The sequence below is a fragment of the Streptococcus suis genome, assembly GCF_002964575.1.
Taxonomy (GTDB): Bacteria; Bacillota; Bacilli; order Lactobacillales; family Streptococcaceae; genus Streptococcus; species Streptococcus suis_R.
Map to the genome: position 1 here is coordinate 1 of NZ_POQQ01000037.1, position 14168 is coordinate 14168.

12 protein-coding genes and 1 pseudogene are annotated in these 14168 nt (G+C 43.4%); 4 read left to right on the forward strand and 9 right to left on the reverse strand.

The window, feature by feature from the left end:
* Both C1E58_RS02855 and C1E58_RS02860 read right to left on the reverse strand, forming a co-directional pair.
* Positions 1 to 1295 (reverse strand): annotated as a pseudogene (locus C1E58_RS02855) (IS1182 family transposase); the annotation flags it as partial.
* A gap of 131 nt (positions 1296 to 1426) precedes the next feature.
* Positions 1427 to 2734: a nucleobase:cation symporter-2 family protein gene (locus C1E58_RS02860; protein ID WP_105209255.1), complete on the reverse strand. Its 1308-nt coding sequence runs from the start codon at positions 2732 to 2734 to the stop codon at positions 1427 to 1429.
* A gap of 209 nt (positions 2735 to 2943) precedes the next feature.
* Between C1E58_RS02860 and C1E58_RS02865 the strand changes: the two genes are divergently transcribed.
* A complete protein-coding gene (locus C1E58_RS02865; protein WP_105209256.1) occupies positions 2944 to 3525 on the forward strand; it encodes a xanthine phosphoribosyltransferase in 582 nt (193 codons plus the stop codon).
* 41 nt (positions 3526 to 3566) lie between these two features.
* On the opposite strand, the gene C1E58_RS02870 is transcribed toward C1E58_RS02865, so the two are convergent.
* From C1E58_RS02870 to C1E58_RS02885, 3 genes are all read right to left on the reverse strand, one after another.
* Positions 3567 to 4295: a pseudouridine synthase gene (locus C1E58_RS02870; protein ID WP_105209257.1), complete on the reverse strand. Its 729-nt coding sequence runs from the start codon at positions 4293 to 4295 to the stop codon at positions 3567 to 3569.
* Entirely contained in the window at positions 4286 to 4912 is a 627-nt protein-coding gene (locus C1E58_RS02875; protein ID WP_238142221.1) for a GNAT family N-acetyltransferase, read from the reverse strand. The genes C1E58_RS02870 and C1E58_RS02875 overlap by 10 nt, the downstream gene beginning before the upstream one ends.
* A gap of 235 nt (positions 4913 to 5147) precedes the next feature.
* Positions 5148 to 6317, reverse strand: coding sequence for an MFS transporter (locus C1E58_RS02885; RefSeq protein ID WP_105209258.1), 1170 nt, complete (start codon positions 6315 to 6317; stop codon positions 5148 to 5150).
* Between the two features lie 133 nt (positions 6318 to 6450).
* Between C1E58_RS02885 and def the strand changes: the two genes are divergently transcribed.
* The gene (def, locus tag C1E58_RS02890) at positions 6451 to 7065 is read left to right on the forward strand and encodes a peptide deformylase (RefSeq protein WP_105124522.1); all 615 of its coding nucleotides are present in this window, start codon (positions 6451 to 6453) and stop codon (positions 7063 to 7065) included.
* A gap of 29 nt (positions 7066 to 7094) precedes the next feature.
* Positions 7095 to 8204, forward strand: a complete 1110-nt coding sequence (locus tag C1E58_RS02895; protein ID WP_105209259.1) for a hypothetical protein — start codon at positions 7095 to 7097, stop codon at positions 8202 to 8204.
* A 540-nt stretch (positions 8205 to 8744) separates the two neighbouring features.
* Here C1E58_RS02895 and C1E58_RS02905 read toward each other — a convergent pair.
* The 4 genes from C1E58_RS02905 to C1E58_RS02920 form a co-directional block, all read right to left on the reverse strand.
* A complete protein-coding gene (locus C1E58_RS02905; protein ID WP_105209261.1) occupies positions 8745 to 11087 on the reverse strand; it encodes a hypothetical protein in 2343 nt (780 codons plus the stop codon).
* Positions 11084 to 11968 (reverse strand): ABC transporter ATP-binding protein, encoded by an 885-nt coding sequence (locus tag C1E58_RS02910; RefSeq protein WP_105209262.1) that lies wholly within the window; start codon positions 11966 to 11968, stop codon positions 11084 to 11086. The genes C1E58_RS02905 and C1E58_RS02910 overlap by 4 nt, the downstream gene beginning before the upstream one ends.
* Positions 11969 to 12088: 120 nt before the next feature.
* On the reverse strand, positions 12089 to 12655 hold the full coding sequence (locus tag C1E58_RS02915; RefSeq protein WP_105124518.1) for a hypothetical protein: 567 nt from the start codon (positions 12653 to 12655) through the stop codon (positions 12089 to 12091).
* Between the two features lie 26 nt (positions 12656 to 12681).
* The gene (locus tag C1E58_RS02920) at positions 12682 to 12900 is read right to left on the reverse strand and encodes a hypothetical protein (RefSeq protein ID WP_153048215.1); all 219 of its coding nucleotides are present in this window, start codon (positions 12898 to 12900) and stop codon (positions 12682 to 12684) included.
* A 356-nt stretch (positions 12901 to 13256) separates the two neighbouring features.
* Between C1E58_RS02920 and C1E58_RS02925 the strand changes: the two genes are divergently transcribed.
* Positions 13257 to 14105, forward strand: coding sequence for a helix-turn-helix domain-containing protein (locus tag C1E58_RS02925; RefSeq protein ID WP_105124516.1), 849 nt, complete (start codon positions 13257 to 13259; stop codon positions 14103 to 14105).
* The last annotated feature ends 63 nt before the right edge of the window (positions 14106 to 14168 follow it).

The window sequence follows — 14168 nt, forward strand, 5'->3', positions numbered from 1 at the left end:
TATCTTTCTCAAATCCATTCTGCTCCGTTCTTCGTGAATAATTCTTAAACGAGTAGACAACCCCATCTGGTTTTATCCACTGGTCAGAATCTTCTAAGTAAGTCCAGTTTTCATGATTGGTATCACTCTTCTTATAGCTTTTCTTCTGCTCTTTCTGATATGTTCCGTAGGGAATTAGAGGTGTTTTCTCCAGATCATCAAGGATAAAGCTATAATTTTCTTCACTTCCATAACCTGCATCCGCGACAATGTGTTGAAAGAGTTCTAAGGTTTGGATGGATTGAAGAAATGGCTTGAGTGTACGAGTGTCAGCTGGATTCGGATACAATCCGTAAGCTAAGGCAAACTGGCTGTTTGTGCCAAGTTGGAGGTTGTAGCCCGGTTTGAGCTGACCATTCTTCATACTCGCTCTTTTATTTCAAGGCTCGTGAAGAAACAGTCTCTCCCCAGACTGTTTCTTCCTCTTTCATCCGCATGAATGTTGCATCGTGATCCGTTTTAGAGTAGGAGTTTCGCTCTTGTAAAATCTGTTTATCTCGTTCGTACTTCTGTTTCCGAACAAGACAATCCTCTTTCAACTTTCTCTTGAGTTTCTTAATTCTTCTTCGTTTCTGTCTGTTGGCTGAGCCACCTTTGATGACTTTAGGCTCTTGTGAGATAGCTTCTTTCACCTCGTCCAATACTTGTTCGGTTTCTTGTAGGAGTTGTTTGAGCCCCTCGCTAGTGAGGCATTCTTCCTTGGACAAGGCAGTATTCACCCCTTCTTGAACTAGCTTGTCATAAAGGGCAGAAATGTTTCCATTTAAGGCTTCTTCATAGCGTTCAACGGCCTTTTTCCACGTGAAAGAATACTTATTGGCATCAGCTTCTACCTTAGTCCCGTCAATGAAGAGAGCCTCATCTTCAATCAAGCCATTCTCTCTGAGGAGGAGAGTGAAGTAGATGAAGGCAGTTTTGATGAGCTGATTGGCGTGTGTGCTAGCCCTAAAACTATTGATGGTCCGATAACAGACATAGGTATCCTGACTCAGCCATTTCATAGGAATAACTTCTTCATTCATTTGAACGATTTTCCGACCAGAGAATACCTGACGAGCATAGGCGAACAGTGTCATTTTAAGCAACATAGCTGGATGAAAGGCTGGACGACCTGTGTGGGAAGTTTCTTCCAATAGAACGGATTGAGGAATGGTATCCACAAACTGACTAATCAGACGAGCCTCATGCGTTGCAGGTAAGTCCCAAGCAAGATTTAATTCCAAACTTAACTGATTTGTGTTATACTGTTTATACATTTTCATGCCTCTCTAGTTGTTTTGTGGTTATTATAATTATAAAGCATGAAATGGAAAACGAGCAACTCCTAATTGGAATTGCTCGTTTTTTTATTGTGAGAAGCTAGTTTTTGCCCAGCCTCTATTTCATCTTATTTTTCTTTCAAAACGACATTAAGCAAGAGAGCCACCAAGGTCCCTGTTGAAATACCTGATGAGAAGACCATTTGTAGCGCTGATGGAAGATGGCTCAACAATTCTGGACGTACCGTCACTCCAATCCCAAGCGCAAAGGCAATGGAAATAATCAGGAGCTCACGGTCACCAATTTTTATCGTTGCAAGTGTCTTAATTCCTTGGGCAGCAACCAAACCGAACATGATAATCCCAACACCACCAAGAACAGGCTGCGGCATGATGGAAATCAAGGCTGATAATTTGGGAAAGACGCCAAGTAGGGTCAAGATAATACCCGCAAGAATCATAACATGACGACTAGCAACTTTTGTCAAAGTAATGAGGCCGACGTTTTGTGAGAAGGCTGTATTTGGACCAGCACCAAAAATACCTGCAATCAAGGAACCAACACCATCGGCTAGCACACCATTTGCTGCCCGCTCAGAAGAAATCTTCTGGTTAGAGGCTTCTCCAATGGCCATCATAATTCCCACCGTACCAATCAAGGATACGACATAGGCTGGTATAAAAGCCAAAATTGAAGATAGGTCAAACTTAACACCATAATGGAAAATTTTAGGAAGTGCAAACCAGGCTGCCTCTCCAACCGCAGCCATATCCACCTTACCAAGTAAGATACAGAGGACATAACCAAAAACCATCCCAAAGAAGACAGAGGCTGTTTTTAGCATGCCTTTGCCATAGTGATTTAAGGCCAAAGTAAAGACCAAAACGATAAAAGCAATGCTGATATTTTCAACAGAAGCATAGTCTGTTGCGCCAACTCCACCAGCTGCCCAGTCCATACTGACTGGCATTAGGGTGATACCAATGAGGGATACAACAGTTCCTGTAATCAATGGCGGAAAGAAACGCATCAAGGGTTTGACAAAACGACTGAGAGCAATCTCTACAAACGAACCAGCAATGGTTGCTCCTACAATACCAGCAATTCCCAACTGGCTACCAACGCTGATAGCTGGATTGGCAAAGGTAAAGTCCGTCCCCATCATACCAGAGACACGTGAACCTACTGGGCCAACACCTTTAGATTGCAAGATGGTAGCAATACCGGCAACAAAGATAGAGGCTGATACCATAATTGAAGTATCTTCTACCGATAATCCCAAGGCACTTGCAACGACAAGAGGCACTGCGATGATTCCTGCAAAAGCTGCTAAAATATGCTGAAAAGCAAGCAAAACAGCTATCCCTCTTGGTGGTTGTTGATCAATTCCGTAAAGCATATCCGAAGAATGTTCATTTGTTATTTTCTGAGACATGATTTCTCCTTTGTGTTCAATTCTTATCCTCAGTTTAACAAAAAGAATACTCTAAATCAATACAATACGAAAAAATAAATAGTAAACATTCGTTTTTTGTCGCAAATCAGTGGATTTCAACATCGTTTTACAAATATCCTGTTCTTTTTCCGATAATTGCTGATTTTATGCTATACTGATAATAAGAAAATTCTGGAGGAAAATTGTAAATGAAAGCATTAGAAGAACGCATTTTAAAAGATGGTCAGGTATTAGGAGAAAACATCTTAAAAGTTGACTCATTCTTGACCCATCAGGTTGATTTTCGCTTGATGAAAGAAATGGGGCAGGTCTTGGCAGATGCCTATCGCTCCAAGGACATTACAAAGGTCGTCACCATTGAAGCCTCGGGTATTGCTCCAGCTGTTTATGTTGCTGAAAGTTTAGAAGTTCCGATGATTTTTGCCAAAAAGCATAAAAATATCACCATGACAGAAGAGATTTTGACTGCTGAAGTCTATTCATTTACCAAGCAAGTCACCAGCACGGTCTCCATCGCTAGCAAGTTTTTGTCATCTGAGGACCGTGTTCTAATCGTTGATGACTTTTTGGCCAATGGACAAGCAGCAAAAGGCTTGATTGATATTATACAACAGGCCGGGGCGCAAGTGGCTGGGGTTGGTATCATCATCGAAAAGTCCTTCCAAGATGGCCGCCAGCTCTTACTGGATGCAGGGGTCCCTGTTACTTCTCTCGCTCGTATTGAAAAATTCCAAGATGGACAGGTTGTTTTTGCACCTTCGGATATTTAAAAGGACTTGCTTCCAATCGGGAGCAAGTCTCTTCTATTTATCTATAATTCCACACCAAAGACTTCTAATTGCTTTAATTCGGCAGCAGTCAACCTGCGGTATTCTCCAAGCGCTAGTTTTGGATCTAAGCGAAGAGGTCCCATGGTCAATCGTTGCAAGTCTGTCACCATCTTTCCACAGGCCTGCACCATGCGTTTGACCTGATGAAATTTCCCTTCTCGGATGGTGATGTCAACCAGTGAGGTCTGCTTAGCTTCATCTGTAGAGAAGATGGTCAACTGGGCTGGCTGACAGGTAAAGTCTTTCAGCTCCATTCCTGCCGCAAATCGTTGGACATCCTCTTGGGTCATGATCCCGTCAACCTGTGCACGGTAGAGTTTATCAACATGTTTTTTCGGAGAAAGCATGGCATGAGCCAGCTGACCGTTGTTGGTCAAGAGGAGCAAGCCATGGGTATCGATGTCCAAGCGTCCAACTGGAAAGACTTCCTTATGGCGAGCGGTATCATCTAGCAAGTCCAAGACAGTCCGATGGCGGTCATCCTCGGTTGCTGAAATAACTCCCTTAGGTTTGTTCAATACATAATAAACAAAGGTCTCATGGCTGAGAACCTGACCTGCTACTGCAATCTGGTCCATCTTTTCGTCAATCTGTTGCTTTGGGGACGTCTCTACTTGGTCGTTGACTGTGACTTGCTTGTTTTTCAGGAGTTTCTTGACTTCTGTTCGACTGCCAACACCACAATCCACTAAAAATTTATCTAATCGCATACGAGTTTCTTTTCCATTTTGATATATTCTGCTTGCTGTTCTCTTTCTGTAAATCCAAGAGTATGAAAGAGGGTTTGAGCTGCTTGATGAAAGGTGGCTACTGTCAGTTTGATACTAGCTGGCTGAACATGTTCTACTAAATAGTCTTCAATAGTCTGGTAGAAAGCTCTGCCATTTCCCTGACCTGTCAAAGACGGTTTCATACCCAAACGGATGTCAACGGTCTCGCCATCTTGGTCAATACAGAAATAGCCCATGAGGGCGGCATTGCGGATGACTGCAAAAAAGCGATCCCCACGCGCCTCTGGTGAAATCATCTCAGCATAAGTCTCGGGGTTTGCACTAATCGTATAGGCATCCAAAGGTGGTTGATAGCACCATTGGTTAGCAATGTCCAATGCCAGATCCTGGGGCAGGGGCATGATGTAAAAGTAATCCATTCTTCGAAAATTTTTTGCCAAATTTTTAATCCGACGGTTTTGGGTGGCGTAATGATCTGTCTGATAGACATAATCCACATAGCCCAACTGATAAGAGGGAATCATATCCTTAAAAATCAACTGCACATCCTCAGGAAAACGGAGTATTAATTCATTTAAGCGGTTGTTTTCTAACATAGGAATATTATACCAAAAGAGGCTGGGCTCAAGCCCAGCGACTACTACTCAGAGTTCGTGTCAACATCTCAGCGCAGTGGTTGATTGGGTTTAACAGTCCTGTGGACTGTTAAAGGTTGGAGATAAGATTTGCGAAGCAAATCTCAGCAATTCGTGTATTACACTCCAAATCTGACCTAATCAACTGTGCGGGGGTGAGAAGACGAACTCTTTTTTAGACCAGTCGAGTTCTTTCTCACTCCCACTTCTTCAGTTGATTATAAATCAAGCCAGCGCTTATCAAGGCACAGCCGATGGCGTAAATCCCAAAGGCACCTGTTGGGGTTGGATTGAGTTTTTCCAGATAAGTTGGCAAGATAGCTGACGTCGCACCACCAATATTGCAACCCATGAGAACGATGGTCATGACTGCATTGAGCAAGGCCTTGGGTGCACGGTCTGTTACCTGACTAAAGACAATGGTCAAAATGATGCTATAGAAAAATCCTGACACCATACCACCAAGCCCCAGTACCCAGAGATTATCCGCAAAGGCAATACCGACAACCGCGAGTCCAAAGACCACATAGGAAACTGCCAAAAGCCAGCCCTTCAACCGACCAACCAAGCTACTAAAGACTGTCCCTGCCACAATCCCCATGACTTGCATGAGACTGAGAATCAAACTAGCCTCTTGTGCCGTACCGATACCCTTGGCTAAGACAATCTGAGGAATACGAATGGTCAGGAAGGTATTGACATTGATAACAAAGAAGGCTAGAAAGGCTAGATAAATCCCCATCATCCACATGGTCTTGTCCAGTTTAGCCTTTGGCGCGTTCTCTTCTAGCTTAACCTCCATACGAGCAAGTAATTCTTCCTTGGGCACAAAGAGAAGGAAAAGAGCCAAGATGACCAAGGCAAAAAGGTAGACCAAGAAGGCAGGTTGCCAACCAAACTGGGTCAACCAACCGACAAGAAGCGTTAAGCCTGCACTTCCCAGCACCTCAGCTGAACCACGCAAGCCCATCATTTTGACCCGTTCCTGACCGGTGAAAAAATTACCGATGATATTAATCGCACGCGCATTGATCAAGCCAATCCCTAAACCAAGCAAGATGCGAGCCAGCAAAATCAGAGGATAGGCAGTTAGAAACACCGGTAAAGCACCGCCGATGGCCATAAGCAAAAGCCCTACAATGATAATGTTTCGTTCCGATAAGAAACGGACAACCAAACCATTCATCAAGAGTGCTACCATAATAGCAAATGACGTCACAGTAATTAAGTTTTCCACCTGGGCCGCTGCAATTCCCTGCTGGGCAAAATGCTCAATCATCTGTGGAATAGCTGGTGAAACTGCAAATGTCGAAACCAGCATGGTGGATAGGGCCAGCAAACTGGCTTTTTCTAAAATTCTTTTCATTTTTCTCCCTTTCAACGTTCGTCTTTTACTAGTATAGCAGATTTGATAGGGAATAGATAGGAAACATTAGACTTTTATTTTCCTAGATTTTATGGTACAATTACTTTATCTGTGCTCAAATAAGGAGAGAAAGATGTCTGTAATCGAACGATTGACAAAAGCTGCCCATTTGATTGACATGGATGACATCATCCGTGAAGGGCACCCAACCCTACGCCAAGTTGCCGAAGAAGTTGCATTTCCCCTATCTGATCAGGAAATTATTTTGGGCGAAAAAATGATGCAATTCCTCAAACATTCGCAGGATCCAGTCATGGCTGAGAAGATGAAACTCCGTGGCGGAGTTGGTCTAGCAGCACCTCAGATTGACGTTTCCAAACGCATCATCGCTGTCTTAGTCCCAAATCCAGAAGATGAGGAAGGCAACCCACCTGCCCAAGCCTACTCCCTCCAAGAAGTCATGTACAACCCTAAAATCGTGGCACATTCTGTCCAAGAAGCTGCTATGGGAGGGGGCGAAGGCTGCCTATCCGTTGACCGTGAAGTCCAAGGCTACGTTGTCCGCCACGCGCGCGTGACTGTTGACTATATGGATAAAAACGGCGAAAAACACCGTATCAAACTCAAAGGCTTTAATGCCATCGTGGTCCAACACGAAATCGACCACCTCAACGGTGTCATGTTCTACGACCGCATTGACCCAGAACACCCATTTGCCGTTAAAGAAGGTATGTTGGTGATTGAATAATAAAGAAACAAGAAGGATATAAAAAGATTATGAAAAAAAATTCACTTTTAACAAAACTCACTAAGACTACTGTCATTGCTACACTAGCTCTAACAAGCCTACCTGTTGGCTTGCCTTTTACTAATGCTAGCACTGTATATGCTAACACAAGCTCTTCAGCAGTTAATGTACCAACAGAAGTATATGTTTTTTCTGGAACACCCCTCACAAAGCCTATTGCTATCTCAGGTATCAATGGATTAAAATCAGCGCACTTTATCCAAACAGGAAATAGCACCATCCAAAACCTAGGTCAACTCACTATTTCTTCCAACAAGATCCAAGGTTCTATTTCTGGTGTTGGTTCCTATCGTCGTCGCTTGGCAATCAATAGTACTGTGGTAAAAACAGCAAATGGCTTGCGAGCAACCAGTTTCAAGACCAGTCCAGTGATGACCTTCCATGTTCTCGACGCAAAAGTACTTGGCACCGTTGAAAAGACAGCTGGACAAACACTGACTGCAAAAGAAATCTTAGACCAGGTTCAAGTAATTGAAAAAAGCGGTCTAAACCTCTCTTCTATCGTGACCAAAGAAGTCATCAGTCCCCTACCAACTAGCGGTTCTGGCAACAAGGTCCAAGTACGTTTGACTACTGCATCTGGTCAGGTAAAAATCGTCAATGTAACTGTCAACTTCTCACAAGCAGCTAAGGCTCCTGTTACAGAAGCTCCTGTAACTGAATCACCTGTAGCCGAAGCTCCAGTCAATCAAGCACCTGTTATGTTAAACGGCTTTGCGATTGAATATCCTGCTGGAACCACTACTGCAGGAACAACACTTCCTAAGTCCTATTCTTCTTTCTTCACTGTTCGTAACATCAATCGTATCACCGAGCATGAAAGACAAATGATTGAAAACGTCCTAAACTATAACATGTCATCATCCGGCCGCCCTGTAAAAATCGTACTAGGCAGCAATGGCATTTACAAGGCCTACAAGCAAGACGGGACAATTATCGAGGAACAAAATATCCGCCTCTTTATCAAGCAAGACACGGATGGCGACCAGGTTCCAGACTACATGGAAATCGAGAGAGGCACAAACCCTCACGATGCCAAATCTTATCCAAAATGGGAAATGCTAGCAATTCCCAACTAAGAACTTCTTCTGCTAAGCAGCACGAACCCATAACACAAAGATACCGACCAGGTCCCAGAAGGAAAGGTCGGTATTTTTCATATGTTTCTAATACTCAATGACAATCAAAAGTAGCCTAGGAAACGAAGCCGAAGATAGAACTCCGCTCCTCTCCTGTTTCAAGGGAGCAGGCTGAGGCTGAGCTAAAAGTCCAGCCTCTCTTCTCAGAGTTCGTGTCAACATCTCAGCGCAGTGGTTGATTGGCAGATTTGTTCGTGTTTCACACTCCAAATCTGACCTTACGACTGTTGCGAACAGAGTTCGCTTCATTTCCAACCTCAAAAGGTTCACTGAACCTTTTGAGCTGTGCGGGCGTGGGAGTAAAATAGTCCAGTGGACTATTTTAGCCCGAACCTACTGTTTGGAAGTGAGGGGAACTCTTTTCAGACTGGTCGAGTTCTTTCCCACTCCCACTCATCTAGGCAAGTTGACAACGGATATGTTTGATTTTCGAAGAGTATAACTCTATATTTACATGCCCCTGCTCACTCAGCTTCCCTTTTATAAACATAGCAAAGCGAACTGCCTAAAGATTTCCTGCCCATCCAAAATCAGGTCTTGAAAGAGGAGGTAGTCCAGCAGAGCCAGTGAGCCAGCTAGCAGGATGAAAATCACTAAGCGGTTTGAAAACCGAACCTGCAAAAGATGATTGAGACTGACTAGAACAATTTCCAATACCAGCAAGCCAAGCACCACCCACAAGAGATAAGGAGCATTGGGAAGGAACCAAGCCCAGAGTTCTTGTCCCCTCAGGAGTTCTAGAAAAATCCCCCTCTCCGAATGGGAAAGCAAGATAAGACCATCTTCCAGATAACCAATTCCTCCGACCAGACTATTGACTAGGAAAAGACTAGCTAAAAAGAGCATTGTAAAACAAAGAGCCTGGCCCAGTCCCAGCAACCACTTGGTGACTAGAACCTTGCGCAAATCCACAGGCTGGGTCTGATAGAGACGCCAGTTTTTCCCTGCAACCTCCACCGCCTTACCCCGACTGCCCAGCCAAACCGCCAGCAAGAGCACCAACAAATAGGCTGGACCATCAAAGAGAGAGCGCAGACTGCCAATACCTGACAGATCTCTGGAGCGGTCCCAAGAAGGATCGTCTACTGGAACCAAGGCATCATTGGTATCAAAACGATTTTCCAAGCTGGTCAAAACGACATCCTTGCCCCGCTTGGTTGCAGGCACCCCAGCCTCCATCAGCTGCTGCCAGTAATACTGACTGACCTGATTGCGAGTCTGGTAACGGCGAAGATTATCTACCATCTGGCTGGCCCCAATATCACCATTGGCAAAAGCCTTTTCCTCTCTAGCCCATAGATAGACCTGCTCTGCCTCCAGCATAGCAAGGTGACTAGCCGGCAGAGCCTGAGGTTTTTCCTGATAAACCTGCCATTGCTTGACATAGAGATCTTTATAGATATGGTATTCCTGTAAAAGCTCCACTCTCCACTCCAACTCCTCCTGATAGCTCGTGTCCTCTTTGACCAACTGCCTCAGACGGTTGATTTCCGACTGCAAACTCTCCACATAGGCCCCATCTTGCTCATAGGACTGGGTAACCAACTCCATCGAAACCCTCTCCTCCTGGGCAACCTCTTGCTTTTCTAGTCCCGTCAGTAGGGAAAATAGCAGAGCTAGGAGCAAGTTTCCTAAGACGAACCCTTTCCAAGAATTGAGCCGACTAAGGATGAGAACATCAAAAGACCAAGCCTTGTCCAAACGCCCTGTGTCTAACTCCTTCTGATTCCCCACGGTCAGAACCAGCCTTTTCTTTTCTGTCAGCGCATAATAAGCAAGGAAAAGCCCAATGGTCAGCAGGAGCAAGACATCCACCGCTACAAAGACCTGTGAAAATGCAGCTGTGTCTAAAAAAACAGGAAAGGCAAGCAAGGGCAGAATTTGACCTGACCAACCTGCTACTGCACCTGCCTGATAGGAAAGCCCCAGAGCTAACATTAACCCCGTCACCACAAAAGTCAGCCGACTGGCTAACAAGTGGTCCAAAAATCCAAAAAGTAGGCGAACAGCTAGAAGCAAGACCAACCAAAAAACAAACAAGATAAGCCCGTAAAGCCAAGAGCCTATCAACTGACTCTGACCCAACATCTCAAGAGGAGCTTGAAAACTAGATAGAGCCAACTGACCTGTCAGCCCATCATAGACCAGGATAAAAAGCAAGCCTATCCCCACAGCCAGCAGAAGCGAAAGCAAGGAAGCAGCCAAACGCCTGACCCCCTGCAAACTCAGACTATCCCATTGCTGTAACTGCCAAACTTGATGAGCCAGTTTCTTTTCCGCCAGCTGATTGGCAAGTAGAAAACCAAGCACCAAAAATACAGGAAGAAAACCAAACAAACTTTCCAAGTAGGCTTGAACAATACGCCCTGTTGACCAGGCTTGATTTTCAGGACCATCAGGCAGTTGATACTCAATCAGCCAGTCATTCCATCTGGCTAAACGCTCGATTTCCGTTTGTGTCAAGGAATTCCGAGTTTGAAAGTTTTTCCGATAGTGACCGATAAAATAGTCCAAATCCTGATACATGAGTTTGCGGTAGTTGGGTATCAGTTCAAACTTCCCCTCATCTAAGGCCTGACCGACACTTTCTATATCGGATTTCAAGCCCACCATCCGCGGTGCTTCTTCTGACCCCTCCTCAATTTTTATATCTGCCAAGACACTAGCCAATTCATTCAGTTCTTCTTTATAGGTTTCCACATAGGCCGCTTGATGGGCTTGCCTTTGTGAGATGGGAAGGTAGGCCAGACCTAAAAAACCCAGCACGAGCAAGCAGTAGAGAGGCGACCAGAGGATTTTCTTGATTTCAAAGTGCAGTCTCATGTCCCCTCACCACCTTCCTCCACATAGAGATCTCGATAAAGGGATTCCATATAGTCACTGGCTTTTGTAAGGCCAGCCACCTGCTGGATTGGAATACGATCCAGACAGTCTAGTAAATCTCGCTCGGGTAAGAAGATTTCCACCAGACCCTGCTCTGCCTTTTTCCACAAGAGTTGAGGATAATCCCGTAAAAATTCCTGAACCTGCTTGGAGTTTTCCACAGCAAGATGGTAATCATAATCCGCCGTCAACTCCACTTCTGTGGCAATCAACTTGCTGGCCTTGAGAAAATAAACCTGATTGGTCAGCTTCTCGATCTCCGACAGATGGTGGGAAGAAAGCAAAATGGCAACACCTTCTGCCTGTAGGTTCAGAAGAAATTCTCGCTGCTGGATGATATTGGTCGGGTCCAAGCCGATATGGGGTTCATCCAGCAACAAGAGCTTGGGCTTGGGAAGGACAGCCATGGCAAAGAGCAACTTCTGCTTCATACCCATGGAATAACTAGCCACTCGCTTTTTGACATAGTAGCCCATCCCCAATTCTTCCACTAACGCATCCACTTCCTTTTTCCCCAGCTTGTGGGTCGCAGCCACATAGGTCAGATGGTCATAACCCGTCAACTGTGGATAAAGAGCTTGAGCATCCAACATGACAGACATATCCTGAAAAATCGCTCGGTCACTATTGGGCCGACCATTGATAGTTACCGACCCACGGTCAGCGGTTTCTGTATTGCTGATGATATTCAGGAGGGTGGATTTCCCCACACCATTGGGACCAACTAGGGCAACCAAGTCCCCCGCTTGCAACTCAAAGGACACATAGGACAAGACCTGATGGGCACCGTATCGCTTACAGATATCGACTACTTTCAGCATAGAAACTCCTTTCTTGGAGAAATGGCAGGTTTTGTTTAATATAATAATATCAAACAAGGGGCTAAGAAGCAATAAAAATAATGTAAAGATACCAAAAAACGACCCTTTCGGGTCGCTACTTTATTTCCAAGTTCTTAGCTCACTCCATGTTCGGATATTACTAAAAGTATGAACTCGACCGGCTGAATGCCATCTGTTGGAACCATAATATTGCACTTCTAATCTATAGACATTAACAGTAAAAGTAGACTTCAAGATAATGTATCCGTAGGTATACGGTGGTACATTATGTGTCGCAGAAATCCCTAATGATAAACCAAGACCATATTTGGGGTGGGTAAAACCTGCACCTGCCGATACTGTTAGACTAGCACCTGCACGACCACCATAAGCTGTCGTAGAGATAGCAGATGAGGTCCCCGAATCACGATAAGAATGAGAAAATATCCTTCGGGTTGCACGCACTCCATTCGAACGGGATTTATATTTGGTATTGGACTCAACAAATATATTTCTTCCCTCTAAAGTTTCAAATTGATAGTAAGTTCCTGATGACACATCTTTCACCACTAATTTAGAAATAATTTCCAAATTAGTGCCTGGAATAGTTTCTGCCTTTGCTGAATCTACCCCGACCAAACAAATTAAACTTAGCATCAATAAAATTAACAATTTCAACTGTTTCATAATATTCTCACTTTCCCAAAATGAAATTAGTTTCTTTTTATAGCTTTATAAAGAAGAGTTGTACCAACAATCATTCCAATCGTCCCCATAGGTCGCCATACTAATGTATATAAAAAAGTCTGTATCCACAACCAAAAATCTGTATCAACGATTTGATAAGGATTGATATGGAATAATAAAAAACTGAAACAAAGAACAATAATACCACTTAAAAACAAGGTATTAGAATCAATCTCTCTCATCATAATCCTCCCCCAATTAAATAATCTATCGTCACCTAAGCTAACTGGTTAATTATAGGTTGTGTTTCATAAATGTCTCTTTCCTCATGAGAAAATAATCTTAAGGTCGATATACTTACCCATATTGCAATTAGAATAATTGCAGTAATTGAAAAATATCTTTTCACTTGTTCTTCTCCTTTCTAACTAAAAATAGATTGTCGAATGCATCCATTCTTATCAAGAACATCTGCCGTTTTCATTTTCTCCTTTCTACCTGATACAAGATTGTGCATTCCTTACGCTTTTATGGTATACTATCTTTGTAAAATTTCTTATTTTTGTTGCATATAATCACAATTTGATGAAAGGATATTGTTATGCGGTGGGATTACGGAAGTGTTTACAGAGAAATTCGAAAAAGCAAACATTTGAGCCAGGAGCAGATTTGTGGGAAATATATCAATCGGACGACCTTGGTTCGTTTCGAGAAAAATCAAACTATTCCCAGCTACGAACTCATGCGTTTCTTGCTCAAGCAAGTGGATATGACCTTCGAGGAATTTGAATACCTCTGTAACTACTATCAGCCCAGCCAACGCCAACAATTACTCTATGATATTGATAACTTAAGAACACCTACAACTCAAAAAATGGTAGACCTCATCAAACGTTGTCATGAGCACTTGAGTAAAGAACACGATGACATTCCCGTACATAGAAGATGCCTTATTCTGGAAACTATTGTATCCGCTAGAACAAATACAGTTCTAGAGACATCTCATCACAAACCTGCCCAATACTTGTGGTCACAAATTATTGACAACGAAAATTGGTACTACAACGACATTATTATAGTTGGTAGCCTTCTTCATACCCTACCTGTTGACACAGTAGAAAAAACTTGTGACTTGCTTTTGAAGCGTCTTGAAAAATATCATGATTTTAAGCGAATTAAACCGTCCATTCTTTCTCAATACCAATTTCTAAGCTATTATTTCCTAGATTGGAAAAAGAAAGAAAAAGCCCGTTTTTTTGCCACCAAACTCATGGAACTAGCCAAACAAGAAAAACGCTATGACCAACTAGCCCGTGCCTATGTCTATCTCGGACTTGCTGAAAATAAACAGGAACTAATTGACAAAGGGCTACAAATCTTGGAACTGACGGACGAGCAACATATCTTGACTAGCATCAAGTCCCTAATCAAACAACACCAAACTGACTGAAAAATTTTCGGTCAGTTTTTTTATGTACTAAAAAACGACCCTTTCGGATCGTTCTACTTCATA

Excerpts from the sequence above, each read along its gene's own strand:
- C1E58_RS02915 (WP_105124518.1), bottom strand. The coding sequence starts at position 12,655 with ATGAAACAGTTGAAATTGTTAATTTTATTGATGCTAAGTTTAATTTGT.
- C1E58_RS02895 (WP_105209259.1), top strand. The coding sequence starts at position 7,095 with ATGAAAAAAAATTCACTTTTAACAAAACTCACTAAGACTACTGTCATT.
- C1E58_RS02870 (WP_105209257.1), bottom strand. The coding sequence starts at position 4,295 with ATGCGATTAGATAAATTTTTAGTGGATTGTGGTGTTGGCAGTCGAACA.
- def (WP_105124522.1), top strand. The coding sequence starts at position 6,451 with ATGTCTGTAATCGAACGATTGACAAAAGCTGCCCATTTGATTGACATG.
- C1E58_RS02885 (WP_105209258.1), bottom strand. The coding sequence starts at position 6,317 with ATGAAAAGAATTTTAGAAAAAGCCAGTTTGCTGGCCCTATCCACCATG.
- C1E58_RS02910 (WP_105209262.1), bottom strand. The coding sequence starts at position 11,968 with ATGCTGAAAGTAGTCGATATCTGTAAGCGATACGGTGCCCATCAGGTC.
- C1E58_RS02860 (WP_105209255.1), bottom strand. The coding sequence starts at position 2,734 with ATGTCTCAGAAAATAACAAATGAACATTCTTCGGATATGCTTTACGGA.
- C1E58_RS02925 (WP_105124516.1), top strand. The coding sequence starts at position 13,257 with ATGCGGTGGGATTACGGAAGTGTTTACAGAGAAATTCGAAAAAGCAAA.
- C1E58_RS02865 (WP_105209256.1), top strand. The coding sequence starts at position 2,944 with ATGAAAGCATTAGAAGAACGCATTTTAAAAGATGGTCAGGTATTAGGA.
- C1E58_RS02920 (WP_153048215.1), bottom strand. The coding sequence starts at position 12,900 with ATGATGAGAGAGATTGATTCTAATACCTTGTTTTTAAGTGGTATTATT.
- C1E58_RS02875 (WP_238142221.1), bottom strand. The coding sequence starts at position 4,912 with ATGTTAGAAAACAACCGCTTAAATGAATTAATACTCCGTTTTCCTGAG.
- C1E58_RS02905 (WP_105209261.1), bottom strand. The coding sequence starts at position 11,087 with ATGAGACTGCACTTTGAAATCAAGAAAATCCTCTGGTCGCCTCTCTAC.